This is a genomic window from Micromonospora sp. C97, assembly GCF_018070385.1.
Classification (GTDB): domain Bacteria; phylum Actinomycetota; class Actinomycetes; order Mycobacteriales; family Micromonosporaceae; genus Micromonospora; species Micromonospora parva.
On the sequence record NZ_JAGPXU010000002.1, the window covers coordinates 621116 to 644850 of the forward strand.

The 23735-nt window shown below is 71.0% G+C and carries 21 protein-coding genes, 2 tRNA genes and 1 other RNA gene; 10 read left to right on the forward strand and 14 right to left on the reverse strand.

Going from position 1 to position 23735, the window contains the following annotated elements:
* The first annotated feature begins 31 nt into the window (after positions 1-31).
* Positions 32-571 carry a nitroreductase family protein gene (locus tag KBX26_RS06080; protein WP_030328114.1) on the forward strand — a complete coding sequence of 180 codons (540 nt, stop codon included), beginning with the start codon at positions 32-34 and terminating at the stop codon, positions 569-571.
* Positions 572-583: 12 nt separating this feature from the next.
* On the opposite strand, the gene KBX26_RS06085 is transcribed toward KBX26_RS06080, so the two are convergent.
* On the reverse strand, positions 584-1570 hold the full coding sequence (locus tag KBX26_RS06085) for an ArsR family transcriptional regulator (RefSeq protein WP_210864901.1): 987 nt from the start codon (positions 1568-1570) through the stop codon (positions 584-586).
* 79 nt (positions 1571-1649) lie between these two features.
* On the opposite strand from KBX26_RS06085, the gene KBX26_RS06090 reads away from it, so the two are divergent.
* Together KBX26_RS06090 and leuA are read left to right on the forward strand one after the other, a co-directional pair.
* Positions 1650-2921, forward strand: a complete 1272-nt coding sequence (locus tag KBX26_RS06090) for an MFS transporter (protein ID WP_210864902.1) — start codon at positions 1650-1652, stop codon at positions 2919-2921.
* Between the two features lie 236 nt (positions 2922-3157).
* The gene (gene leuA, locus KBX26_RS06095; RefSeq protein WP_210864903.1) at positions 3158-4909 is read left to right on the forward strand and encodes a 2-isopropylmalate synthase; all 1752 of its coding nucleotides are present in this window, start codon (positions 3158-3160) and stop codon (positions 4907-4909) included.
* A 30-nt stretch (positions 4910-4939) separates the two neighbouring features.
* Here leuA and KBX26_RS06100 read toward each other — a convergent pair whose 3' ends face one another.
* Positions 4940-6433 (reverse strand): MFS transporter, encoded by a 1494-nt coding sequence (locus KBX26_RS06100; protein ID WP_210864904.1) that lies wholly within the window; start codon positions 6431-6433, stop codon positions 4940-4942.
* 107 nt (positions 6434-6540) lie between these two features.
* Between KBX26_RS06100 and KBX26_RS06105 the strand changes: the two genes are divergently transcribed.
* Together KBX26_RS06105 and KBX26_RS06110 are read left to right on the forward strand one after the other, a co-directional pair.
* Positions 6541-7179, forward strand: a complete 639-nt coding sequence (locus KBX26_RS06105) for an HNH endonuclease family protein (protein ID WP_210859005.1) — start codon at positions 6541-6543, stop codon at positions 7177-7179.
* Positions 7173-7562 (forward strand): hypothetical protein, encoded by a 390-nt coding sequence (locus KBX26_RS06110; protein WP_210859008.1) that lies wholly within the window; start codon positions 7173-7175, stop codon positions 7560-7562. The genes KBX26_RS06105 and KBX26_RS06110 overlap by 7 nt, the downstream gene beginning before the upstream one ends.
* Before the next feature lie 26 nt (positions 7563-7588).
* On the opposite strand, the gene KBX26_RS06115 is transcribed toward KBX26_RS06110, so the two are convergent.
* The 7 genes from KBX26_RS06115 to KBX26_RS06145 all read right to left on the reverse strand — a co-directional run bounded on the left by KBX26_RS06115 (position 7589) and on the right by KBX26_RS06145 (position 14662).
* A complete protein-coding gene (locus tag KBX26_RS06115; RefSeq protein ID WP_030328126.1) occupies positions 7589-8710 on the reverse strand; it encodes an ABC transporter ATP-binding protein in 1122 nt (373 codons plus the stop codon).
* Entirely contained in the window at positions 8707-9720 is a 1014-nt protein-coding gene (locus KBX26_RS06120) for an ABC transporter ATP-binding protein (protein ID WP_030328128.1), read from the reverse strand. Before KBX26_RS06120 ends, KBX26_RS06115 begins: the two co-directional genes overlap by 4 nt.
* 7 nt (positions 9721-9727) lie before the next feature.
* Entirely contained in the window at positions 9728-10690 is a 963-nt protein-coding gene (locus KBX26_RS06125; protein ID WP_030328130.1) for an ABC transporter permease, read from the reverse strand.
* Positions 10687-11691 (reverse strand): ABC transporter permease, encoded by a 1005-nt coding sequence (locus tag KBX26_RS06130; protein ID WP_030328131.1) that lies wholly within the window; start codon positions 11689-11691, stop codon positions 10687-10689. Before KBX26_RS06130 ends, KBX26_RS06125 begins: the two co-directional genes overlap by 4 nt.
* A gap of 85 nt (positions 11692-11776) precedes the next feature.
* The gene (locus KBX26_RS06135) at positions 11777-13438 is read right to left on the reverse strand and encodes an ABC transporter substrate-binding protein (RefSeq protein WP_030328133.1); all 1662 of its coding nucleotides are present in this window, start codon (positions 13436-13438) and stop codon (positions 11777-11779) included.
* Positions 13439-13751: 313 nt separating this feature from the next.
* Positions 13752-14345 carry a recombination mediator RecR gene (gene recR / locus KBX26_RS06140; RefSeq protein WP_030328135.1) on the reverse strand — a complete coding sequence of 198 codons (594 nt, stop codon included), beginning with the start codon at positions 14343-14345 and terminating at the stop codon, positions 13752-13754.
* Positions 14346-14353: 8 nt separating this feature from the next.
* Positions 14354-14662 carry a YbaB/EbfC family nucleoid-associated protein gene (locus tag KBX26_RS06145; protein ID WP_030328137.1) on the reverse strand — a complete coding sequence of 103 codons (309 nt, stop codon included), beginning with the start codon at positions 14660-14662 and terminating at the stop codon, positions 14354-14356.
* 203 nt (positions 14663-14865) lie between these two features.
* Here KBX26_RS06145 and KBX26_RS06150 point away from each other — a divergent pair, with 203 nt between their 5' ends.
* Positions 14866-15588 carry a DUF998 domain-containing protein gene (locus KBX26_RS06150; protein WP_051708127.1) on the forward strand — a complete coding sequence of 241 codons (723 nt, stop codon included), beginning with the start codon at positions 14866-14868 and terminating at the stop codon, positions 15586-15588.
* A gap of 14 nt (positions 15589-15602) precedes the next feature.
* Here the strand turns inward: KBX26_RS06150 and KBX26_RS06155 are convergent, their stop codons facing one another.
* Both KBX26_RS06155 and ffs read right to left on the reverse strand, forming a co-directional pair.
* Positions 15603-18725: a DNA polymerase III subunit gamma and tau gene (locus KBX26_RS06155; RefSeq protein ID WP_210864905.1), complete on the reverse strand. Its 3123-nt coding sequence runs from the start codon at positions 18723-18725 to the stop codon at positions 15603-15605.
* Between the two features lie 211 nt (positions 18726-18936).
* Positions 18937-19026: signal recognition particle sRNA small type (gene ffs / locus KBX26_RS06160), an RNA gene on the reverse strand.
* Between the two features lie 82 nt (positions 19027-19108).
* Here ffs and KBX26_RS06165 point away from each other — a divergent pair.
* The 3 genes from KBX26_RS06165 to KBX26_RS06175 all read left to right on the forward strand — a co-directional run bounded on the left by KBX26_RS06165 (position 19109) and on the right by KBX26_RS06175 (position 20781).
* Positions 19109-19193: transfer RNA gene (locus tag KBX26_RS06165), tRNA-Ser, on the forward strand.
* Between the two features lie 446 nt (positions 19194-19639).
* Positions 19640-20194, forward strand: a complete 555-nt coding sequence (locus KBX26_RS06170; RefSeq protein WP_210861644.1) for a hypothetical protein — start codon at positions 19640-19642, stop codon at positions 20192-20194.
* A 92-nt stretch (positions 20195-20286) separates the two neighbouring features.
* Positions 20287-20781 carry a hypothetical protein gene (locus KBX26_RS06175; protein WP_030328144.1) on the forward strand — a complete coding sequence of 165 codons (495 nt, stop codon included), beginning with the start codon at positions 20287-20289 and terminating at the stop codon, positions 20779-20781.
* Between the two features lie 84 nt (positions 20782-20865).
* Here the strand turns inward: KBX26_RS06175 and KBX26_RS06180 are convergent.
* Positions 20866-20952, reverse strand: a tRNA-Ser gene (locus KBX26_RS06180).
* A gap of 75 nt (positions 20953-21027) precedes the next feature.
* On the opposite strand from KBX26_RS06180, the gene deoD reads away from it, so the two are divergent.
* Positions 21028-21735 carry a purine-nucleoside phosphorylase gene (gene deoD / locus KBX26_RS06185; RefSeq protein ID WP_030328147.1) on the forward strand — a complete coding sequence of 236 codons (708 nt, stop codon included), beginning with the start codon at positions 21028-21030 and terminating at the stop codon, positions 21733-21735.
* A 109-nt stretch (positions 21736-21844) separates the two neighbouring features.
* Here deoD and KBX26_RS06190 read toward each other — a convergent pair whose 3' ends face one another.
* Both KBX26_RS06190 and KBX26_RS06195 read right to left on the reverse strand, forming a co-directional pair.
* On the reverse strand, positions 21845-23044 hold the full coding sequence (locus KBX26_RS06190; protein WP_030328149.1) for an ABC transporter permease: 1200 nt from the start codon (positions 23042-23044) through the stop codon (positions 21845-21847).
* A complete protein-coding gene (locus tag KBX26_RS06195; protein ID WP_209444469.1) occupies positions 23044-23727 on the reverse strand; it encodes an ABC transporter ATP-binding protein in 684 nt (227 codons plus the stop codon). The genes KBX26_RS06190 and KBX26_RS06195 overlap by 1 nt, the downstream gene beginning before the upstream one ends.
* Between the last annotated feature and the right edge of the window lie 8 nt (positions 23728-23735).

Consider the following 23735-nt stretch of genomic DNA (forward strand, 5'->3'; position numbering starts at 1 on the left):
GACGAATCACCCATACGGGACGATCCGTCTTATGGCCGATCTCACCCCGCTGCTCGCCTACCGCTGGAGTCCGCTGGCGTTCCACCCCACCGCGGAGCTGAGCGCGGCCGACGCGTCCTCCCTGCTGGAGGCCGCCCGCTGGGCACCCTCCCTGGGCAACCGCCAGCCCTGGCGGTTCACAGTGGGCTACCGCAACGACGACACCTGGAAGCGCATCCTGGTCAACCTGACCGAGCGCGACCAACGCTGGGCGCACCGGGCCGCCGCGCTGCTGCTCGCCGCGCACGTCGACCCGGACGCCGCGCCGGCCGACGGGATCGCGTACGACCTGGGCCAGGCGGTCGCCCACCTCACCGTGCAGGCCACCGCGCTGGGGTTGCACGTCCGGCAGGTGCTGAGCGTGGACCGCGGCGGGCTCGCCGCCGACCTGCACCTCCCCGCCGACGTGCGGCCGTACGCGGTGCTCGTCGTCGGGCAGCTCGGCGACCCGCTCAGCCTGCCGGCGGACCTCGTCGCCGAGGAGACCGGCCTGCGCCGCCGCCGACCGTTGGCCGACCTGCTGCTCGGCTGACCGGTCAGCCGGCTACCCGCCGCGGCTGGCGCGCAGCAGGACCGCCGCGGCCTCGGTGTTGCGATAGAGCACGTGCCGGCCCTGTCGGGACCGGTTGACCAGGCCGGCGGCATGCAGCGCGGCCAGGTGCTGCGAGACGTTCCCGGCGGACATCCCGGTGAGTCGGGCCAGATCGGTGGTGGTGGCCGCCGTGTCGAGCCGGTGCAGCAGCACGGCCCGGCCGGGGCCGATCACCCGCCCCAGCGGGTCGCCCGGCGGCGGCGCTGTCGCCTCCCAGAGCGTCCCGACCGCTCGGACCGGGTACGCGCCGGCCGGCAGCGAATCCTCCAGCAGGTTCCACAGCACCCGCCGCCCGCTGAACACCGTCGGGTTCAGCGCCAGCCCACGACCCCGCAGGTCGAAGTCCCGCTCGAACGGGTCGTCGCTGACCACCCGGTCGCCGAGCCAGCGCAGGCTCGGGTGCAGCTGCTCGAAGAACCGGCCGGCGCCGTTCTCCGCGAGCTGGGCGGCCCGGTACGTCACGTCGGCGTCGAGCAGGGCCTGCATCCGTGGCCAGTCCGGGGCGATCGCCTCGTCGTACCAGACCCGCACCGCGTCGACGAGCTGCGGCAGCAGCCCACCGGGGTCGGCGAGCAGCGCCTGCCCGAACGTACCCAGCGGCCGGCGCGGGGTGGTCGCCAGCAGGTCCTGGACCACCACGGCCGGCGGCGTGGCGGCGATCTGTTCGAGTTGCTCGGCCATCTCCACGTTCGGCCGGGCGGCCGGGGTGAGGAAGTCGGGCAGCCAGCAACGCGGTCGGGCCAGCTCCACCAGCGGTCGGACCCGGGAGGCCACCTCGGGCCGACGCAGGGTCACCCGGGCGCGGTCGATCCAGGGCAGGTGCACCGCGTAGTGAATTGGGCTGGCCAGCGCCCACATGCTCATGACCGTCTCGTTGACCGGCGACACGGCCAACCGCACTCCCGCCACGTCGGCCACGTTGAACCGCAACTCGGACACGCACCCTCCCCGGGAGCAGGATTCGGTTGAGCCTAAAAGACTCGACCACCGTCATGGGGGCACGGTTCACTCACCGGCCATGGGGGCCAGAGACACCATTCGCACCGTTGTCCACCACGTCGTACCGCCGGCCGGGCTGACCCGCGCGCTGGCCGTACAGGCCATGGTCGGAGCCGTCGGCAGCGGCCTGTTCCACGCCGGCAGCGCCGTCTTCTTCACCCGGGCACTCGGGCTCAGCGCCGCCCAGGTGGGGCTGGGCCTGTCCGTAGCGGCGGGGGTGTCGCTGCTCGGCACGGTGCCGCTGGGTGGGCTCACCGACCGGTACGGACCGCAGCGGGTCTGGATCGTCGGGCTGGCACTGGACGCGGCGCTCTTCGCGACCTACCCGTTCGTCGGCGGCTTCGCGGGTTTCCTCGCCGTGGTGGTGGCGCTGGCCGCCGTGGAGGCCGCGACCGGTGTGGCCCGGCAGGTCTACTCGATCAACGCGCTCCCCCCGGCCGAACGGGTCACGGCGATGGCGTACCAGCGCTCGTCGTTGAATGTCGGCTTCGGGCTCGGCGCGGTGATCAGCGGCGTGGTGCTGGCGGTCGACACGATGGCGGCCTACCGGGGGATGGTCTGGTTCATCGCGACGGTCTTCCTGGTGACGGCCCTCTTCGTGCGACGACTGCCCCGCCTGCCGCAGGTGGCCCGGCCGGTTGAGCCGATGAGTCGGCTCGCCGTGCTCCGGGACCGCCCGTTCATGGCGGCATCCCTGCTCTCCGGGCTGCTCACCGCGCACCAGACGCTCTACCTGACGGTCATGCCGCTCTGGATCCTCACCCACACCGACGCCCCGAAGACGGTGATCGCCGCCCTGGTGCTGCTCAACACGATCCTGATCGTGCTGCTCCAGGTACGCGCCAGCCGAGGCGCTGACACCGCGTCGGGCGCGGCCCGTGCCTCCCGTCGGGGCGCCCTGCTGATCGCCCTGTTCTGTCTGGTCCTGCCGATCTCCGGGCTGACCGGGGGCGGCCTCACCGTCGTGGTGCTGGTGGCCGCCGCGACGCTGCTGATCCTGGCCGAGCTGATCGAGTCGGCGGGCGCCTGGGGGCTCACCGCCACCCTGCCGCCGGCCGCCCAGCGCGGCGCGTACGTGGGGGCGTTCCGGCTCGGCTCCCAGGTGCAGTATCTGATCGCCCCGGCGGGGTTGACCGCGCTCGGCGTGAGCACCGGCGGCTGGGGTTGGTTACCGACGGCAGCGATCTTCGCGCTGGTCGGGCTGGCGATCGTGCCCGCCGTGGCCTGGGCCGAACGGACGCCGAGGCTGGGTTGCCAGGCACCGGAGCCGGCGATGACCTCGGTCCCATAGTCCGGACCGGCCTTTCCACCCCCCGTTACATCACGTAGGGTGACCTGGTCATGTGGCAGGCGCTGCTCCTCCTTAGCCGCCGCGACGAGGCCTGACCGGCCGGCACCTCGTCGCGGAGTCGCATCGCGCCGTCCAGCACATCTGAGTTTCCTCTCGGCACCGCCGCGCATCGTCGCCCGGCATCCGCCGACACCTTCCGATCTGCTGACGCCACATGTTCCAGGGAGCACTCTGAGATGGCTCAACCTGTCACCGACACCGAGTCCAATCCGTTCGCCCGGCAACGCCCCAGCCGGATGCCGTACCACCGCTACCAGCCCTACCAGGAGCAGTTCCGGGTCGACCTGCCGGACCGCACCTGGCCCACCCGCACCGTCGACGCCGCCCCCCGGTGGTGCGCGGTGGATCTCCGCGACGGCAACCAGGCCCTGATCGACCCGATGTCGCCGGAGCGCAAGCGCCGGATGTTCCAGCTGCTGGTCCAGATGGGCTACAAGGAGATCGAGGTCGGCTTCCCGTCGGCCAGCCAGACCGACTTCGACTTCGTCCGGCAGCTCATCGAGCAGGACATGATCCCCGAGGACGTCACCATCCAGGTGCTCACCCAGTGCCGGGAGCACCTGATCTACCGGACGTTCGAGTCGCTGCGCGGCGCCAAGCGGGCCATCGTGCACTTCTACAACTCGACCTCCACCCTGCAGCGGCGGGTGGTCTTCGGCCTGGACAAGGACGGCATCGCCGACATCGCCACCACCGGGGCGCGGCTCTGCCAGAAGTACGCGGAGATCCACACCCCGGACACCGAGATCTTCTACGAGTACTCGCCGGAGTCGTACACGGGCACCGAGCTGGAGTACGCGCTGGAGGTCTGCTCCCGGGTGATCGACGTGATCGACCCGACCCCCGACCGGCCGCTGATCATCAACTTGCCGGCCACCGTCGAGATGGCCACCCCCAACGTGTACGCCGACTCGATCGAGTGGATGCACCGGCACCTGCCGCGCCGGGACAGCGTGGTGCTGAGCCTGCACCCGCACAACGACCGGGGCACCGGCGTGGCCGCCGCTGAGCTGGGCCTGCTGGCCGGCGCGGACCGCATCGAGGGCTGCCTGTTCGGCAACGGTGAGCGCACCGGCAACGTCGACCTGGTGACCCTGGGGCTCAACATCTTCTCCCAGGGCATCGACCCGATGATCGACTTCTCGAACATCGACGAGATCCGGCGGGCGGTCGAGTACTGCAACCAGCTGCCGGTGCACGAGCGCCACCCGTACGCGGGCGACCTGGTCTACACCGCCTTCTCCGGCTCCCACCAGGACGCCATCAAGAAGGGCTTCGACGCCCTCGCCGCCGACGCGAAGGCGGCCGGCGTGCCGGTGGACGAGCACACCTGGGCGGTGCCGTACCTGCCGATCGACCCGAAGGACCTGGGCCGCACCTACGAGGCGGTGATCCGGGTCAACTCGCAGTCCGGCAAGGGCGGCGTCGCGTACATCATGAAGAGCGAGCACCAGCTGGACCTGCCGCGCCGGCTCCAGATCGAGTTCTCCGGGGTGGTGCAGCAGGTCACCGATCACGACGGCGGCGAGGTCGACCCGGCCGCCATGTGGGAGATCTTCGCGACGCACTACCTGCTCGACCACCAGCCCGACCCGGCGGTCCGGCTGGCCGGCTACACGATCGGCACGGCGGACGGCAAGGTCGAGATCGAGGCCCACGTCGGGGTGGGCGGCGAGCAGCGGTCCCTCGCCGCGGTCGGCAACGGTCCGATCGACGCGTACGTCAACGCGCTGCAGTCGGTCGACGTGGGCGTGCGGGTGCTCGACTACCACGAGCACGCGCTCTCCTCCGGCGGTGACGCGCAGGCGGCCGCGTACGTGGAGTGTGAGGTGGACGGGAAGACGGTCTGGGGTGTCGGCACCGACGCCAACATCGTCACCGCGTCGATCAAGGCGGTCACCAGCGCCGTCAACCGCGCACGTCGCTGATCCCAGGCGTCGCGTCCCCGAGGTGGTCCGCTACCTCGGGGGCGTGGCGGCGGGCAGCGAGTGGCAGGGCTGCGACGGCGGGGCTTCCCGGGGCGGTCGGTGGACCAGCACGAGGGCCAGCACCGCGCCGGCCAGCAGCAGCCCCGCGCACCAGGCCAACGCCGCGCGGTACGCGTCGGTCAGGTCGGCCTTCTGCTCGTAGCCGGCGCCGGAGAGACCGACCAGCAGCGGCAGCGCCGCCACCGCGAGCAGGCCGCCGGCACGGGACGCGGCGTTGTTGAAGCCGCTGGCGACCCCGGAGAAGCGGTCCTGCACGGCGGCCAGCACCGACGCGGTCAGCGGTGCCACCACCAGGGTCAGCCCGATGCCGAAGAGCAGCACGCCGGGCAGCACGTCGCGCCAGTACGACGCGCCCGGTCCGACTCCGCGCAGCAGCAGCAGACCGACGGCGGCGATCACCGGTCCGACGGCGAGGGGCAGGCGCGGGCCGATCCGCGCCGACAGCGCGCCGGCCCGCGCCGACCCGACCAACAGCAGCAGCGTCATCGGCAGCAACGCGATGCCGGTGCGGAAGGCCGACCACTCGACCACGTTCTGCAGGTAGACGGCGAAGAAGAAGGTGAAGCCGCCGAGCGCCGCGTAGACGACCACCGTGAAGAGGTTCAGCACCGAGAAGAGTCGGCTGCTGAACAGCCCGGTGGGCAGCATCGCGGCGTCGCCCCGCCGCCGCTCCAGCAGCACGAAGGCCACCGCGGCGAGCACACCGACCGCTGCCGCGATCAGCACCTCGGCGGAGTCGAACCCGCGAGCCGGCGCGTCGATCAGGGCGTAGGTGACGCCGGCGAGCGCGAGCGCTCCGAGGAGGGCTCCGGCGACGTCGAACCGACGTCGGGCCCGATCCCGTCCCTCGATCCGGGAGGCGCTCTCGTCCCGGCTCTCCGGCACCCAGCGCAGCGCGGCCAGCAGCACCAGCACGGCGATCGGCAGGTTGAGGAAGAAGATCCAGCGCCAGGAGAGCGCGTCGATGAGCCAGCCGCCGATGAACGGGCCCAGCGCGGTGGACACGCCGGACAGCCCGGCCCAGGCACCGATCGCGCGGCCCCGGTCGTCGGGGTGGAAGCTCGACTGGAGCACCGACAGCGACCCGGGCGTGAGCAGCGCGCCGCCGGCGCCCTGGAGGAACCGCGCTCCGATCAGCCAACCGGTGTCCTGGGCGAGCCCACAGAGCACGGAGGCGGCGGTGAACCAGACCACGCCGATGAGGAAGATGCGTCGCCGGCCGAAGCGGTCCCCCAGCGCACCACCGAGCAACACGAACGCCGCCAGCATCAGCAGATAGCCGTTGATGGTCCACTGGAGATCGGCGACGTTCGCGCCGAGATCCTGCCCGAGCCTCGGCAGCGCCACGTTGACGACAGTGCTGTCGAGGAAGACCATGCCAGAGGCGAGTACGGCGGCGAGCAGCGTGCCCCGGCCGGCGGTGGTGCCCATCCGGAGGGCTGCGGCCGGCACGGGTGCGGTCATCCCACCAATCTGCCTTGCATCATGTGGGAGACGCCACGAAACGCCGAAACCGTTCCCGGGTACTGTGCGCAATCGCCGGGAGCCCCCAAGCTGGAGAGGTGTCGTCTGTGCGTACCAGATCAGGACCGCGAGCGGCGGTGGCTGCGCTTGCCGCGGCGCTGGCGCTCGGCGTGGCCGGTTGCGTCCCGCCGGATGAGCCGGCCACCCCGCCGCCGAGTGACGGCGGCAACGCGGTGGAGCAGTTGAGCGAGCTCACCGTCGCCACCGCCGGCTCGATGAAGGGCTACAGCCGGGACCGCTTCCCGCACTGGCGGGACACCGGCAAGAACTGCGACGTCCGGGACAGCATCCTCCAGCGCGACGGCAAGGACGTGAAGCTCTCCGGCTGCAACGTGGTCGGTGGGCGCTGGGAGAGCGTGTACGACGGTCGCAGCTTCTCGGATCCCTCCGACGTGGACATCGATCACATGGTGCCGTTGGCCAACGCGTGGCGCTCGGGTGCCGACGAGTGGGACAACGCGAAGCGCGGCGACTTCGCCAACGACACCACCCGTCCGCAGCTGTTCGCGGTTTCCGCCTCGTCGAACCGGGCAAAGGGTGACCAGGACCCGTCCCAGTGGAAGCCGGCAAACCGATCGTACTGGTGCAAATACGCCCAGGACTGGGTGACGGTCAAGCACTACTGGCGACTGACGGTGACCAGCGCCGAGAAGGCCGCACTGACCGACATGTTGGAGGGCTGTTGAGTGGGGAGCGAATCGTGACCGCCGCCGGGGAGGGCGTCCCGTCCGCCGCCGGCATGACCGCCGACGGCACCGCCGAGACTCCCGCCGCCGTGCCAGGTGCCGGCATGGTCGCGGATTCCGGCGGCGCGGCCGGCCCGCAGAGCCGCACCACCGACATCGTGCCCGGCCCGGGCGGCGTGATGACCGACGAGGTCGGCGTCGTCACCGGGGACCTGACGCTGCGCACCGAGTACGCGGACGGCAAGGTCACGGTGCGGGTGCAGTACAAGGACGCGGACGAGTGGTACGCGGTGACCGGCACGTCGGTCACGCTGGCCGACCCGGCCGGGCTGGACGCGGTGCACGGCGTCGCGGTGGGGCTGCTGAACCGCCCCGAGGGCTGACGACCGCCGGCACCGCGTCCTGCGGCTCAGACGTACGAACCGGGCTCGGTGGGCGCGGAGACCACGCCCGGCGCGTCCCCCTCGCCCTCGGGCCGGACGATCTGCGCGCTGACCCCGTGCGGACGCAGTTCGCCACTGGCGATCTGCTCGGCGAAGTGACACGCCACCCGGCTGCCACCGATCTCCCGCAACACCGGTCGCTCGTCGGCGCAGCGGGTGGGCTGCGCCCACGGGCAGCGCGTGTGGAAGCGGCAGCCGGACGGCGGGTTGGCCGGCGACGGCAGGTCACCGGCGAGCAGGATCCGCTCCCGGCGGTCCTCCACGTCCGGGTCCGGCACCGGCACCGCGGACATCAGCGCCCGCGTGTACGGGTGCAGCGGCTCGTTGTAGAGCCGGTCGCTCGGCGCCTCCTCGACCAACGCCCCCAGGTACATGACGCCGACCGTGTCGGAGATGTGCCGGACCACCGCGAGGTCGTGCGCGATCACCAGGTAGGTCAGCCCCAGGCTGTCCTGGAGTTCGTCCAGCAGGTTGACCACCTGGGCCTGGATCGACACGTCGAGCGCCGAGACCGGCTCGTCGGCGACGATCAGCTCCGGCCCGAGGACCAGCGCGCGGGCGATGCCGATGCGCTGCCGCTGCCCGCCGGAGAACTCGTGCGGGTAACGGGACAGCGCCCAGCGCGGCAGCCCGACCGCGTCCAGGGTCTCGCCGATGATCCGCCGACGGTCGGTGCGGTCGGCGCCGATCCCGTGGGTCTGCAGGCCCTCGGTCAGGATCGACTCGACGTTCTGCCGGGGGTCGAGACTGGACATCGGGTCCTGGAAGATCATCTGCATCCGGCGACGCATGCCGCGCAGCTTGCCGGGCGGCAGCGTGGTCAACTCGACACCGTCGAAGCTGACCTCACCGGCGGTCGGCGGGGTGAGCTGGAGCAGCGCCCGGCCCAACGTGGACTTGCCGCAGCCGGACTCACCCACCAGGCCGTACGTCTTGCCCCGCGCGATGCTCAGGTCGACCCCGTCGACGGCCTTCACCTGGCCGACCACCCGGTCGAAGAGCACCCCCCGTTTGATCGGGAAGTGCACCTTCAGATCGCGCACCTCGACGAGGACGTCGTTCTCGGTTCGCTCGCTACGCTCGCTCACGCTGATTCCTCCTCGCGCGGGGCGGGCACCGTGCCGGGCACCGGCTCCGGGTTCACGCACCGGTAGCTACGTCCGTCGTACGCCTGCACCAGCTCCGGCGGCTCGCCCACGCACTCGTCGATCCGTCGGGAGCAGCGCGGGGCGAAGGCACAACCGTCCGGCCAGGGCAGCAGGTCGCGGACCGAACCGGGGATCGGGTTGAGCTTCTCGCCCCGCCCGGCGTCCAGGCGCGGCACCGAACCGAGCAGACCCACCGTGTACGGGTGACGCGGCTGGCGGAACAGCGGGCGTCGGCGGGCCGTCTCCACCACCCGGCCGCCGTAGAGCACGTTCACGGTGTCGCACATGCCGGCCACCACGCCCAGATCGTGCGTGATCATCAACAGCGCGGTGCCGGAGTCCCGGACCAGTTCCTTCAGCAGCTCCAGGATCTGGGCCTGGATGGTGACGTCGAGCGCGGTGGTCGGCTCGTCGGCGATCAGCAGCCGCGGCTGGCAGGCCACCGCCATCGCGATGAGCGCACGCTGGCGCATCCCACCGGAGAGCTGGTGCGGGTACTCCTTCAGCCGCCGCTTCGGGTCGGGGATGCCGACCCGGTCGAGCAGCGCCGCCGCCTCCTTCGCCGCGGTCTCACCCTTCATCCCCCGGTGCCGGGTGAGCACCTCGGTCACCTGCAACCCGATCGGGATCACCGGGTTCAGCGAGGAGAGCGGATCCTGGAAGATCATCGCGATGTCCCGGCCCCGGATGTCCCGCCGCGACCGGTCGTCGAGCTGGAGCAGGTCGGTGCCGTCGAAGACGGCCTTGCCGCCGACCCGCAGGCCCGGCTGCTTGGGCAACAGACCCATGATCGCGAGCGAGGTGACGCTCTTGCCGCAGCCGGACTCACCGACCAGGCCGACCACCTCACCGGCGTCGACCGAAAAGGACACCCCGTCGACAGCGTGCACGGCCCGCTGACCGCGGCGGGCGAACGTGACGGCGAGATCTTCAACTTCGAGCAGTGCCATCAGGGGCCTACTTCCGCAGCTTCGGGTCGAGGGCCTCACGCATCGCCTCACCCAGCAGGGTGAAGCCGAGCGCGGTGATGATGATCGCGACCGCCGGGTAGATCGCCAGCGACGGCCGGATGCCGAGGTACTGCTGCGCGTCGGCGAGCATGACCCCCCACTCCGGTACGGCGGTGTCCGGGTTACCCAGACCGAGGAACGACAACGCCGCAGCCTCGATGATCGCGGTGGCCAGGGTCAGGGTGGCCTGCACGATCACCGGGGCGAGCGAGTTCGGCACCACGTGGGTCAGCGCGATCTTCGACTTCTTGACGCCGAGCGAGGTGGCCGCCAGCACGTAGTCGCTGTTGGCCTGCGAGATCATCGAGCCGCGCAGCAGCCGGGCGAACACCGGCACCGAGACCACACCGACAGCGATCATCACAGTGGTCAGGCTGGCCCCGAGCAGGGCGGCGATGCTCACCGCCAGCAGCAGGCTCGGCATCGCCAGCAGCATGTCGATGAAGCGCATCAGGGTGGTGTCGACCCACCGCCCCCACCGGCCGCCGAGACCGGCCGCGGCACCGGAGATGCCACCGATCAGCGCGCCGATGGCCAGACCGATCAGGGTGGAGACCACACCGACCAGCAGGGTCTGACGGGCTCCCACGATCATGCGGCTGAACTCGTCACGGCCCTGGTGGTCGTAACCGAACCAGTGATCGCCGTCGGGCCCGGGGATGACACCCGGCTTGATCAGCCCTTCCCGGATACCGATCGTGTCCGTCGGCGCGTACGGCACGAGGAACGGGCCGAGCACCGCTACCAACACGAAGAGCGCCAGGATGACCGCGCCGACGATCGCGGCCGGGTTGCCGCGCAGCCGCCGGAACGCCTCCTGCCAGAGGCTGACACCCCGCTCGTCGTCGCGGGCGGCCAGTTCGGAGAGCCGGTCGATCTTTTCGCGCTTCTTGCCCGGGCTGAGGGTCATCGCACCCTCACCCTCGGGTCGATGAAGCTGTAGGAGAGATCAACCAGGAGGTTCACCAGCACGTACACCACCGCGATGATCAGAATGAAGCCCATCAGCACCGGATAGTCGCGCTGGCCGATGGCCTCGGCGACGAACGCTCCGATGCCACTGAAGGCGAAGACGGTCTCGGTCAGCACGGCGCCGGAGAGCAGGCCGCCCGCGAGCAGACCGATCGAGGTGGCCACCGGCAGCATGGCGTTGCGCAGGACGTGCCGGCGACGGACCGTCTGCTCGGTCAGGCCCTTCGCCTCGGCGGTGCGTACGAAGTCCTCGTTGAGCACCTCGAGCACGCTCGCCCGGGTGATCCGGACGATGATCGCCAGCGGGATGCTGGCCAGCGCGATGGCGGGCAGCACCAGATGCCAGAGGGCGTCGGCTGCGGCGTCCCACTCCCGGGTCATCAACCCGTCGAGGACGAAGAAGTTGGTCACCCGGGTCGCCCCGAGCGTCGGGTCCTGCCGGCCGCTGGACGGGAACCAGTGCAGGTTCTCCGAGAAGATCGCTTTGAGCACGTAGCCCAGGAAGAAGACCGGGATGCAGATGCCGATCAGCGAGCCGCCCACAGACGCGTGGTCCAGGAAGCGGCCGCGACGACGGGCGGCCAGGTAGCCCAGCGGGATGCCGACACCGATCGCAATGATCATCGCGGTGATGGTCAGCTCGACGGTGCCGGGAAAGCGCTCGATGAACTCCGTGGTGACCGCCCGCTTGGTGGAGGTCGAGGTGCCCAGATCGAGCTTGATCATCCGCCGTACGAAGCGGCCGTACTGCACCAGGATGGGCTCGTCGAGCCCCATGTTGCGGCGAATCGCGGCCCGCATCTCGGGGGTGCCGCGCTCGCCGAGGATGGCGGTCTCGGGGCCGCCGGGGAGACGGCGGAGCCAGATGAAGAGCAGGAGGGAGAGCCCGAACAGCGTGGGTATCAGCTGAAGCAGGCGCCTGACGATGAACCGGAACACGGCGGCCTCGAAGGGGTGCGGAGGGTTGCGGGCGGGCGCTGTGCGACAGCGCCCGCCCGCGTTCCTTGCTGCGTCAGATCAGGACTTACTTGAACTCGGCGGTGGCGAAACGCTCGTCGGTGAGCGGGCTCGCCTTGACGCCGGTCACGTCCTTGCCGAACACGATCGCCGGCGGCGAGTGCGAGATCGGCACACCGGGCAGGAACTCCATCACGGACTTGTTCAGGGCCTTGTACTTCTCGGTACGGGCCGCGATGTCCGCGGTGGTGTCCGCGTCCTTGAACTGGTCGAACAGGGCCTTGTTGTTGAAGCCCCACTCGTCCTTCGGCCGGTCGAAGAAGGTGCCGATGAAGTTGTAGGCGTCGCCGTAGTCACCGGTCCAGCCCAGGAAGTGGATGTCGTGCTTGCTACCCGAGGTGGTGGCGTTCAGGTAGTCCGGGCTCCACTTCAGCGGGATCGCCTCGACGGTGATGCCAACGGCCTTCAGGTCCGCCGAGAGCAACTCGAAGATGTCCTTCGGGTTCGGCATGTACGGCCGGGTGACCTCGGTCGGGTAGTGGAACTTCAGGGTCAGGTTCGACGCGCCCGCCTCGGCCAGCAGCGCCTTCGCCTTGGCCGGGTCGTAGGTGTACTTCGGAACGTCGCCGTTCCAGCCCTCGACGGTGTCCGGCATGAAGTTGTCGGCGACCTTGGCGCCCGGCGGCAGCTTGGAGGTGACCAGCTGCTCACGGTTCAGGGCGTACGCGATGGCCTGCCGGACCCGGAGGTCGGCGAGCTTCGGGTTGCCCTTCTGGTTGATCGCCAGGTAGAGCACGTTGAACGCCGGGCGGGTGAGCATGTTGAAGCCCTCGGACTTCAGCGGCTCGACGTCGGCCGGGCCAACCAGGTCGTAGCCCTGGATGTCACCGGAGCGCAGCGCCTGCTTGCGGGCGTTCTCGTCCGAGATCGTCTTGAAGATGAGGGTCTTCAGCTTGGCCTTGGGGCCCGAGTAGTCCTCGTTGCGCTCCAGGGTCAGCGTCTTGTTCGCGACGTCCCAGGCCTTGAACTTGAACGGGCCGGTGCCGGTCGGGTGCTCCGTCGCGTACGCCGGGTACTTGATGTCCTCGGCGCTGCCCGCGACGTTGCTGGCGTCGAACTCCTGCAGCGCCTTCGGGCTGTGGATGGAGAACGAGGGGAGCATCAGCGCGGCCGGGATCTTGCTGGAGACCCGGGTGAACGAGAGGTCCACAGTGGTCGCGTCCTTGGCGGTGCACGACTTGAAGAGGCTCGGCGGAAGGTCCGCGTTCTCGTTGTTGGCGAAGCCGCCCATGACGTCCTGCCAGTACGCCGTGACGTCCGGGCTCTGCATGAGGCCCTTGGCGTTGTACCAGCGGTTGAAGTTGACGCAGACGGCCTCGGCGTTGAAGTCGGTGCCGTCGTGGAACTTCACGCCCGAGCGGAGCTTGAAGGTCCAGGTGGTGCCGGCGGCGTCCGGGGTCCAGGACTCGGCCAGGCCGGGGGTGACCTTCGTGCCACCCTCCTCCGGCCGGACCAGGGTCTCGAAGACCTGACGCGCCACACGCAGCGACTCACCGTCGCTGGCGAAGCTCGGGTCGAGCACCTTCGGGTCTCCGGCGACGCCGAAGACGAGGGTGTCCTTCTTGCTTCCACCGGATTTGTCGTCGCGGTTGCTCTCGGCGCAGCCTGCTACCGCGAGGGCCGCGACCGCGACGGCCGCGATCGCGACCTTCGGCCTGGGTGCACGCATGTGTGCTTCACCTCGTCCTTGGGGGTACGGACAACGTGGTGACAGGGGTCACCGATGGCGGTGACCATAGCTCCCGATGCGACCAGCCGGAAACAGCCGGGTGGACTGTTGGTATCGGATCGTGCCTCAACCGCCGCTTGACATTCGATTCGTAGGTAAACGGCGGCCAAAACCGATCAATCAGCACCCGCGATGCCAAACTGTTACGTCGAACAGCCCCGATGAGGGCACAGGTGTCAGATCATTTCCGGGCAGGGACACAGCGGTGGCCGGCACCCACCCGGGTGCCGGCCACCGGTCGTACGCCAGGGGGTCAGACCGCGCGACGCCCCTCGAAGGCCCGACCGAGGGTGATCTCGTCGGCGTACTCCAGATCGCCGCCGACCGGCAGCCCGCTGGCCAGCCGGGTCACCGAGATGCCCATCGGCTTCACCATCAACGCCAGGTAGGTCGCTGTCGCCTCGCCCTCGGTGTTCGGGTCCGTGGCCAGGATCAGCTCCCGCACCCCGCCGCCACCGAGCCGGATCATCAGCTCCCGGATGCGCAGATTGTCCGGGCCGATCCCCTCCAGCGGATTGATCGCACCGCCCAGCACGTGGTAGCGACCGCGGAACTCACCAGTCCGCTCGATGGCCACCACGTCCTTGGGCTCCTCCACCACGCACAGCACCTCGTCGGTGCGGCGCGGGTCGCGGCAGATCCGGCACTGCTCGGACTCGGCCACGTTGTAGCAGGTAGTGCAGAACCGGACCAGCTCCTTGACCTTGCGCAGCGCGCCGGCCAGCCGGTTGACGTCGGCCGGATCCGCCGAGAGAACGTGGAACGCGATCCGCTGAGCGCTCTTCGGACCCACGCCCGGCAGCCGACCCAGTTCGTCGATCAGATCCTGGATGGCACCTTCGTACATCTGCCGGCTCAGAAACCGGGCAGGCCGAGGCCGCCCATGCCGCCGGCGACCGGGCCCATCTTGCGCTCGGTCAGCTCCCGGGCCGCCTCGGCGGCGTTGTGCACGGCCGCGATGACCAGATCCTCCAGCGTCTCCACGTCCTCCGGGTCGACGGCCTTCGGGTCGATCTTGATGGCCTTCAGCTCACCGGAGCCGGAGACGGTCGCGGTGACCAGCCCGCCACCGGCGGTGCCGGTCAGCTCGGCCTCGGCCAGCTCGGCCTGCGCGGCGGCGATCTGCTGCTGCATCTTCTGCGCCTGCTTCAGCATCTGCTGCATGTTCGGCTGTCCACCTGGGCGCACGGGATGGCTCCTTCTCGCACTCGTCTGCTCGACCGCCGCTCAGCCTATCCGCTGGGACCGACCTCGCCCCGCCCGGTGCGTCCGCCCACGCCGGGCGCTCCGGGTACGGCTACCCCTACCCCGAACCGGCCATCTGGTGGTAGTGCGCCCACAGCCGCCGCACTGGTCTGCTTCGGGGTATGAACCTCACCCGTACCGGCCGGGTCGGCGCGCTGTGCTGGCTGGCGGCCACGCCCGTCTTCCTCGTCGCCAGTCTGGTCACCGGGCTGCGCTGGCGCGAGCCGACCTACAGCTGGGCCACCCACAACATCAGCGACCTCGGCAACGTCCACTGCGGCAGCTGGGACACCACCCGCCCCCGCTACGTCTGCTCGCCGTGGCATCCGCTGATGAACACCGCGACAGTGGCCACCGCCGTACTGCTCGCCGTCGGGCTCCTGCTGACCTGGCGGATCCTCGGCCGCGGCCCGGTGGTGCGGTCGGCTCAGACCCTCCTGTTGCTGGCCGCCGGCGGATACGCCCTAGCGGCCGGCTACCCGGCCGACGTCAACGAGAACCTGCACGTTCTCGGCGCATTCCTGATCATGGGTCTGGGCAACGTCGGTCTGCTCCTCGCCGGCTTCGCCCCGAGCGGCACGACGCTCGGCCGGTACCGACGACTCACCCTCACCGCAGGGCTCATCGCGCTGGTCGGGACGGCATTGTTCGCCGCCCAGCAGGGCCTGGGAATCGGGGTAGGCGGCATGGAACGAATAGCCGTCCTACCCTTCCCCCTCTGGGCCTGCTGCCTGGGAGTCTCGCTGGCCGAACCCCCTCCCCTGCGCGATCTTGCACTTTCCGCGCCGACATCGGAGGGCATTCTGCCCATTTCGACTACTGAAACTGCAAGATCGGGGAGCTGAGGGCGAGGCGAGGGCTAGCGGGCGTCGACTTCGTTGATCTTCTCGGCGCCGAAGGTTTCCCGGAGCAGCCGTACCGCCTGCTCCTCGCTCGACTCCCGCGCGGTCTTCTCGTCGATGATCTCGTCCAACGGCTCGTCGCCCGGGTCGAACCCCTCATAGACCGGGGTCGCCGCCGGTGCCGCGCCGCCGGGCCGGCCGGCTCGCGTCGGACCATCGAAGTCCGGGTCGTAGGGCGGCTCGCCGGCCCATTCGGCGTCCGCGATGGGCCGGGCCGCCGCTCCGGTACGCGCACCGCGCCCCGCCGCCGCCGCGCGAGCCGCGGCGATGGCGCTGCTCACCGGGGCACCACCGGCTGTCGCCGGCTGCCGGGCCACCGGGGCCGGGTTACCCCGCCCGCCCGGCCTACCGCCACCGGCCGCCGCCCCGGGACCACCCGAACCGCCGGGTCCGGCACCGTTCGCACCGCCGCCGCCGTTGGTGCCGTTGGTGCCGGTGCCGTTGGTGCCGCTGCCGGTCACCGCGCCGCCGTTGGTGCCGCTGCCGTTCGCGCCCCCGCCGTACGCGCCGGTCGACGCCGATGCGGGCTGGGAGGCGTCCGGGCTCGATCCGCTGCCGGCCGACGCGCCGCCGGGTCGGGCGGCCTCCGGCCAGTCCTCGTCATCCGTCGCCTCGGCGACGGGCGCACCGCCGCCGGGTCGGGCCGCCTCCGGCCAGTCGCCCTCGTCGTCCGCCGCCGGGGTGGACGGCACCGCACCCTGTCGACCCGCACCGTGACCACCGCTACCCGCGCCGACACCGCCCCGCGAAGCCGGGCCGGCAGCGCCGGTCGGGTTCACCGCCGTGCGCGGCCCACTCGTCGGGCCGGCAGCGCCGGTCGGGGCGTTGGGTGTCGGGGTCCCCCCTGGCCCGGCGACGTTCGCACCTGGCGCGTTCGTGCCAGCCGTTGCGCCGACGCCTGGCCCGGAGTTCGAGCCAGGCGCAGCGTCGGGGCCTGACGCAGGGTCGAAGCCCGGCGCGTGGCTGGAGCCCGGCGCAGCGTTCGACCCTGACGCAGGGTCGAAGCCTGACGCGGAGTTCGAGCCCGGCGCAGGGTTGAAGCCAGAGGCAGGGTTCGAGCCCGGCGCGGAGGGCGAGCCAGGGGCGTTCGAGTTCGGAACGGCTGGCGGCGCGCTCGTCGGGCCGGCCGTCGGGGTCGCGGCGGGCGGGGCTGCGGAGCGGGCCGGGGCGGCGGGTTGCGAGCGCGGAGGGCCGGACAGCGACGCGCCGCCGCGCTCGCCGGCCACCTCACACCGGATCTGCCAGCGCCCGCCCAACTCCTCGTAGAGCGCGTCGGTGAGTACCGCCGCGTGGTCGGCCATCATCTTGGCCAGCACTGTGGACTTCACCGTCAGGACCAGCATGTCGCCGTCGAGTTCACGGACCACCGCGTCCCGCATCAGGGCGGCGATCCGCTTGTTGGTCCGGTTGACCTTGCCGACCACGTCGGGCCAGACGCGGCGCACCGCGACCGCGTCCAGCGCGGGGGCCGGTGCCCCCGGACGGGGCGGCGCGGGCGTGGCCGGGTCGGGAAGCACCGCCGACGGTGGCACCACGCGACGCGGGGCCGGCCCGGCGGGCGAGACGGGGACGGTCGGGTCAGCGGCGGCCGAGCCGGTCGACGCGCCCGGAGACGCCGGGATCGGCGAGTCGGCCGTCGACACGTACGAGGCCGGCGCACCGGAGGTCGGAGCACCCGGGCTGGGAGCGCTTGACATCGAAGCGCCGAAGGCGGGTGCCGCGGCGGCCGGCGCGGGAGCACCCGGGGCCGCAGCGCCCCGGGTCGGGGACGCGGCCGGGTCGACCTCCCACGGCGGGGCGGAGGTCGGGGCGTTCGCGGGGGTGGCGGCAGCCGGGACCGGTGCGGCGGGCTGTGGGCGTACCCCTGGGTGGTTGGCGGGCGCGGAGCCGGCGGCTGCCGACGGCGCGTCGGTGCCGCCCAGGGTGAGCCGGCGTTCCATCCGTTCCAGGCGCTGGAGGAGGCCGCCGGTGGAGTCGTCGACGCCGGGCAGCAGCATCCGCGCGCAGATCAGCTCCAGCAGCAGGCGGGGCGCTGTGGTGCCGCGCATCTCCACCAGGCCGTCGTGCACGATGTCGGCGCAACGGGAGAGCGTGGCCGGGCCGAGTTGCGAGGCCTGGGCGGCCATTCGCTCGATCTGGTCGGCCGGACCGTCGATCAGGCCCTTCGCGGCGGCGTCCGGCACCTGCTGGATCACGATCAGGTCGCGCAGCCGTTCCAGCAGGTCGGAGGCGAACCGGCGCGGGTCGTGCCCGGCCTCGGCGACCCGGTCGACGGTGGCGTACGCGGCGGCCCCGTCCCCGGCGGCCAGCGCGTCGCACATCTCGTCGATCAACGCGGCGTCGGTGACCCCGAGCAGCGCGGCGGCCCGGGCATAGGTGACCCCCTCCGGGCCGGCCCCGGCGATGAGCTGGTCGAGCACGGAGAGGCTGTCCCGGGCGCTGCCGCCGCCGGCGCGGACCACCAGCGGGAAGACCGCCGGCTCGACGGCGACGCCCTCGGCCTGGGTGAGCTGCTCCAGGTACGGGCGGAGCACCTTCGGCGGGATCAGCCGGAACGGGTAGTGGTGGGTCCGCGACCGGATCGTGCCGAGGACCTTCTCCGGCTCGGTGGTGGCGAAGATGAACTTGACGTACTCCGGAGGCTCCTCGACCAGCTTGAGCAGGGCGTTGAAGCCCTGGGTCGAGACCATGTGCGCCTCGTCGATGACGTAGATCTTGAAGCGGCTGCTGGCTGGCGCGAAGAAGGCGCGCTCGCGCAGCTCACGGGCGTCGTCGACACCACCGTGGCTGGCCGCGTCGATCTCGATCACGTCGATCGAGCCGGCACCGTCGGTGGCCAGCGAGCGGCAGGACTCACACTTGCCGCACGGCTCCGGGGTGGGGCCCTGCTCACAGTTGAGCGACCGGGCCAGGATCCGGGCGCTGGAGGTCTTGCCGCAGCCGCGTGGGCCGGAGAAGAGGTAGGCGTGGTTGAGCCGTCCGCTGCGCAGCGCCTGCGACAGCGGCTCGGTCACGTGCTCCTGACCGATAACCTCAGCGAAGGTACGCGGCCGGTACTTGCGGTAGAGCGCCAGCGTCACTCGTCCCGCCTCCTCTCGACCGAGCCATTCTGCGCCGGTCGGGCGCGGGTGACCACCCACCCCGCCGCGGCGCCCGGGCCTACGGACTTGATCGACTCGGCTTCCTGGCCGCCGCGCTTGATCGACTCGGCTTCCTGGAAACCGCGATGTCCGTCTGGCCGGGACACCGCGACATCATGAATGTCGAGTGGATCAACCAGCCCACAGACAAAAAGGCCTCCCGTGCACCCGGCAGAGCTCGCTTATCCTTGCTGCCTTCCGGCCCTGGGGAGGTTCACGAGATACCGCCGCACGGGAGGTGACGCCCAGCTTACCCGACCGCCCGTCGATCTTCAGGGGGTGGTGGGGTGGCCCGGCCGACACGGGCCTGTATCCTGGCTCGCGGAGGATTCGCCTAGAGGCCTAGGGCGCACGCTTGGAAAGCGTGTTGGGTTTACACCCTCACGAGTTCGAATCTCGTATCCTCCGCTCACCTGAGCAGCACGAACGACAGGGCCGGCCCCAACGGGACCGGCCCTGAGTCGTCTGCGCGGTGACGTCAGCCGGCCACCTGGACGTGCCGGGGCGTCGCCTTCAGCAGGGACACCTTGTGGTGCTGAGCGCGACGCCACCCCGGGTGATGGTCTGGACGCCGTCCGCGGCCTGCGCGGGGGCACTCACCGCCAGGCCGGCCAGCACGATGGGGAGAACCAGGAGAGGTGCGCTTCGTTGCACAGAGACCCCGTTTCGACAGGCGCCAGGAAACCATAGGCAGCCGACCGGGCCATCGAAATGAGGCGAACGGACAGTGCGATGACGAACCACCCCGGCTGATTCGGGGGTGAGCGCGGACGGCGGGTACGGTCCCGGGGCCGGTGGAGCCCGCCGCCGTCGTACACATGTTCTATCCACACCCTGTGGACGACGGGGGACTGATGAGTTACCAGCTCAGCGCGGTGGTCGCGGACGCCGAACTGCTCCGCGAGCAGACCGCCGAGCTGGACCACGCCGTCCTTGGCGAACTGCGTCAGGACTTCGCGTTGCTGCCGGTCACCCCACAGTTGGTGATCGAACTGACCGGGTCGTTACCGGATTTCGCGACTGACGACCGGAGCGCCGAGCGTCCGTTCGGCCTGGTGCTGTCCACGGCCCTGGTCGAGGTGCTGAGCCGCTGGTCGCGGTCGGGGCCGGTGGCATACCTGGAGGCGGAGTTCGGTGCCGGCGCCGGCTACCAGTCGGCGGCGGTGTGGTTGGGCGGGGAGCTGTCCTGGGGCCCGTGCTTCGACGACGAGTTGGAAGCGCCGCGCCCGCTCTGGCCGATCAACGGGGCCCTGACCCGGCTCGGCGTCGAGCCCGGCACCTGGATCGACCCGTTCGCCGAACTGGGGTTGCACCTGGAGCGAAACACCGACGGCTGGTTGGCACACGGGCGGCGCCGGCTCAGCGCCGACTACTGGGACGAGCTGGTCGAGCAGTGGGAAAATCAGTAATCCGGCCACTGGCAGCAACCTGAATGCTCCCGTTCCGTTGGGGACTGGGGGATTCCATGAAATTGCGACAATTTGCGTTTATCGCCACGCTGATGACTGCTGCCTCAATCGCCGGCAGCGGCGTACCACCAACCGGGCCGATCCCGGACGGTCGGCCCGTCGGCAGCGTGGAGATCATCGACCTGAACGGCCTACGGAACATCGAATTCGGTGCCACCGAGGACGAGCTGACCAGACGCGGCATCCTGCGTACCAGCCTGGACGCCTGCGGGCCGGTGCTCGCCGGCCACGACACCGTCAGCCCGGTCTTCATGGACGACAAACTCGTGCTGCTCTGGGTCGGCGACCCGATGCGGACACCGGAGGGCATCACCGTCGGCTCGCCCGTCGACCAGGTCTGGGACAGCTACCCCCAGGTCAGCCGACTTCGCGCTCCACAGGGGACACATCGCCTCGACGGGCTGCTCGCCCGCAGCGGCGACCGCGCGTACCTGTTCCTCCACGACGGGCGCACGGTCCGGAAAACCATCGCCGGGTACGCCGACTGGGCCCGCCGCCTCTTCCACGACGGCGTCGGCCCCTGCTGACCCACCACCACCGCGCTACCGGCCGACGAAGAAACGCCCGACTCGATCCTCGCGGGTCGAACCGGGCGTTTCCGCACTACAGAGCGGTGGCGGAGGGATTTGAACCCTCGGAGGGCGTTAACCCTCACACGCTTTCGAGGCGTGCTCCTTAGGCCGCTCGGACACGCCACCGCCGACGAGGGTACAGGACCGCTGGTTCCGACGCCGAACCGGTATCGCCCGGGCCGGCCTGGCAGGATCTTTGCCATGAGTACGCACATCGGCGCGAAGCCGGGCGAGATCGCCGAGCGGGTCCTGATGCCGGGTGACCCCCTGCGGGCCAAGTGGATCGCGGAGACCTACCTCGAGGGCGCCACCTGCTACTCGACGGTCCGGGGCATGCTGGGCTTCACCGGCCGCTGGAACGGCGTCGAGGTTTCCGTCCAGGGCTCCGGCATGGGCATGCCGTCGGCCTCCATCTACGCCCACGAGCTGATCAACGAGTACGGCGTGAAGACGCTGATCCGGGTCGGCTCCTGCGGTGCCCTCAGCACCGACCTGCAACTGCGGGACGTGGTGGCGGCGATCGGGTCGTCCACCGACTCGAACATGAACCGGATGCGCTTCGACGGGCTGATCGACTACGCCCCGGTGGCCGACTTCGGGCTGCTGCGGACGTCGGTCGAGGTGGCGGAGCGGCGCGGCATCAGCATGCACGTCGGGCCGATCCTGGCGGCGGACGCCTTCTACACCGACCGGCCGGACCTCTACGACACCCTCGCCGACTACGGCGTGCTGGCCGTGGAGATGGAGTCGGCGGCGCTCTACACGATCGCCGCGCGGTTCAAGGCCCGCGCGCTGACCGTGTTGACCGTCAGCGACCACATCAAGACCGGCGAGAAGACCACCTCCGAGGAGCGGGAGCAGACCTTCAGCCAGATGGTCGAGATCGCCCTCGACACGATCATCGCCTGACCCGTTCCGGCGGCAATACCGCGAAGAGCGTGATGACTGTGTGGCATCAAGATGCCTCAGAGTCATCACGCTCTTTCGCATCAGGCCGCCGGGCCACAGCCGCAGAAAGTCAGACGGCGGCCAGCGCCTCGGTCGGTGAGAGGCGAGCGGCGCGCACGGCCGGGTAGAGGCCGGCGAAGCCGCCGATGATCAGCGTGGCACCCACCCCGCCGAGCATCGCCCAGGCCGGCACCACTGTCGGCCAGTGCTGCGACAGCGCGTATCCCGAGGTGACCAGGATGCCCAGCACCACCCCACCGATCCCGCCGAGCGCGGAGAGCAGCAGCGACTCGGCGAGGAACTGGGTCCGAACCTGACCACGGGTGGCCCCGAGTGACCGGCGTAGGCCGATCTCGGCTCGGCGTTCCAGCACCGAGATCACCATGGTGTTCGCCACACCGACCCCACCGACCAGCAGGGCGACCGCGCCCAGACCCAGCAACAGACCGGTGAACGCGTCGTCGGTCGCCTCGGCGGCGGCCAACGCGTCCGAGGGCCGGGACACCTCCACCTCGTTCGGCGCCTCCGGGTTGGCGGTCGCGCCGAGCACCGACCGGACCGCCTCGACCTGCGACTCCTCGGCCCGCGTGTAGACGATGGTGGGGTGGCCGTCGAAGCCCAGGTATTCGGTCGCCGCCGACCAGCCGATCAACGCCGAGGTGTCCAGCTCCGGGGCGAGAGGTGCGGCGGCGAGGGTTCCGACCACGGTGAACGGGCGTCCACCCAGCCACACCTGCACCTGCGGGTCGGCCGCGGTGATCCCGAGCCGCTGCGCCGCGGTGGCGCCGAGCACGACCGCCGGGTAGCGGGCGGTCGCCTCGTTGAGCCAGGTGCCGGTGGCCACCTCGGCCCCGACGGTGCCGAGCAGATCCAGCCCTGCCGCCCGGGTGGCGATGCCGCCGGTCTCCGCCGCCGGGATCCGGTCCGAGCGGTACACCTTGGCGTCGGAGACCTGCCCGGTCGCGGACACCTCGGTCACCGGGCCGATCCGCCCGATCATCGCGATTGACTCCTCGGGCAGTTGCGCGTCCGCACCAAACAGGGTGCTGCCCGGCTCGACGGTGAGCAGGTTGGTGCCGAGCGCGTCGAGCGCCCGGTCCAGTTCGGCCCGGGACGACGAGGAGATGCCGACCACCGCGATCATCGCGGCGATGCCGATCGCGATGCCCAACGCGGAGAGGAACGCCCGCAGCGGACGGGTCCGCAGCCCCACCCCGCCGACGCGCAGCACGTCCGCCGGTCCCAGGCGGGCCGGGGTCAGCGTCGCCATCAGCCGACCCCGTCCGACGTGCGGGCCGAGTCGTGTCGGACCGCGCCGTCGCGCATCCGCACCTGCCGGGGCAGGCTTGCCGCGATCTCCCGGTCGTGGGTGATCACCACGACGGTGGTCCCGGCCCGATGCAGGTCGTGCAGCAGCTCCAACACCTCGGCACCGGAGTGGGAGTCCAGGTTGCCGGTCGGCTCGTCGGCGAGCAGCACCGCCGGCTCGCCGACCACCGCACGGGCCACGGCGACCCGCTGCCGTTCCCCGCCGGAGAGTTCGTGCGGCCGGTGCCCCAACCGGTGGCCCAGGCCAACCCGGACCAGCGCGGCCTCCGCACGGTCGCGCCGCCGCCGCAGCGGTACGCCGGAGTAGAGCAACCCGTCGGCGACGTTGTCCACCACCGGAACGCCCGGGGCGAGGTGGAACTGCTGGAACACGAAGCCGATCCGGGTGGCCCGCAACGCGGACAGCTCCCGGTCGGTCAGCTTCGCCGCGTCGTACCCGTCGATGAGCACGCTGCCCGACGACGGCCGGTCCAGGGTGCCGATCAGGTGCAGCATCGTCGACTTTCCCGACCCGGACGGGCCGACGATCGCTACCAACTCGCCGTGGCCGATCCGCAGCGACACGTCGTCCAGGGCGACGACGCCGCCGGCATACCGCTTGCTGACCCGGTCGAGCACGATCACCTCGCCGC

Excerpts from the sequence above, each read along its gene's own strand:
- KBX26_RS06080 (WP_030328114.1), top strand. The coding sequence starts at position 32 with ATGGCCGATCTCACCCCGCTGCTCGCCTACCGCTGGAGTCCGCTGGCG.
- leuA (WP_210864903.1), top strand. The coding sequence starts at position 3,158 with ATGGCTCAACCTGTCACCGACACCGAGTCCAATCCGTTCGCCCGGCAA.
- KBX26_RS06190 (WP_030328149.1), bottom strand. The coding sequence starts at position 23,044 with ATGGCGACGCTGACCCCGGCCCGCCTGGGACCGGCGGACGTGCTGCGC.
- KBX26_RS06100 (WP_210864904.1), bottom strand. The coding sequence starts at position 6,433 with ATGACCGCACCCGTGCCGGCCGCAGCCCTCCGGATGGGCACCACCGCC.
- KBX26_RS06135 (WP_030328133.1), bottom strand. The coding sequence starts at position 13,438 with ATGCGTGCACCCAGGCCGAAGGTCGCGATCGCGGCCGTCGCGGTCGCG.
- KBX26_RS06175 (WP_030328144.1), top strand. The coding sequence starts at position 20,287 with ATGACTGCTGCCTCAATCGCCGGCAGCGGCGTACCACCAACCGGGCCG.
- recR (WP_030328135.1), bottom strand. The coding sequence starts at position 14,345 with ATGTACGAAGGTGCCATCCAGGATCTGATCGACGAACTGGGTCGGCTG.
- KBX26_RS06090 (WP_210864902.1), top strand. The coding sequence starts at position 1,650 with ATGGGGGCCAGAGACACCATTCGCACCGTTGTCCACCACGTCGTACCG.
- KBX26_RS06145 (WP_030328137.1), bottom strand. The coding sequence starts at position 14,662 with ATGCAGCAGATGCTGAAGCAGGCGCAGAAGATGCAGCAGCAGATCGCC.
- deoD (WP_030328147.1), top strand. The coding sequence starts at position 21,028 with ATGAGTACGCACATCGGCGCGAAGCCGGGCGAGATCGCCGAGCGGGTC.
- KBX26_RS06150 (WP_051708127.1), top strand. The coding sequence starts at position 14,866 with ATGAACCTCACCCGTACCGGCCGGGTCGGCGCGCTGTGCTGGCTGGCG.
- KBX26_RS06120 (WP_030328128.1), bottom strand. The coding sequence starts at position 9,720 with ATGGCACTGCTCGAAGTTGAAGATCTCGCCGTCACGTTCGCCCGCCGC.
- KBX26_RS06170 (WP_210861644.1), top strand. The coding sequence starts at position 19,640 with ATGAGTTACCAGCTCAGCGCGGTGGTCGCGGACGCCGAACTGCTCCGC.
- KBX26_RS06125 (WP_030328130.1), bottom strand. The coding sequence starts at position 10,690 with ATGACCCTCAGCCCGGGCAAGAAGCGCGAAAAGATCGACCGGCTCTCC.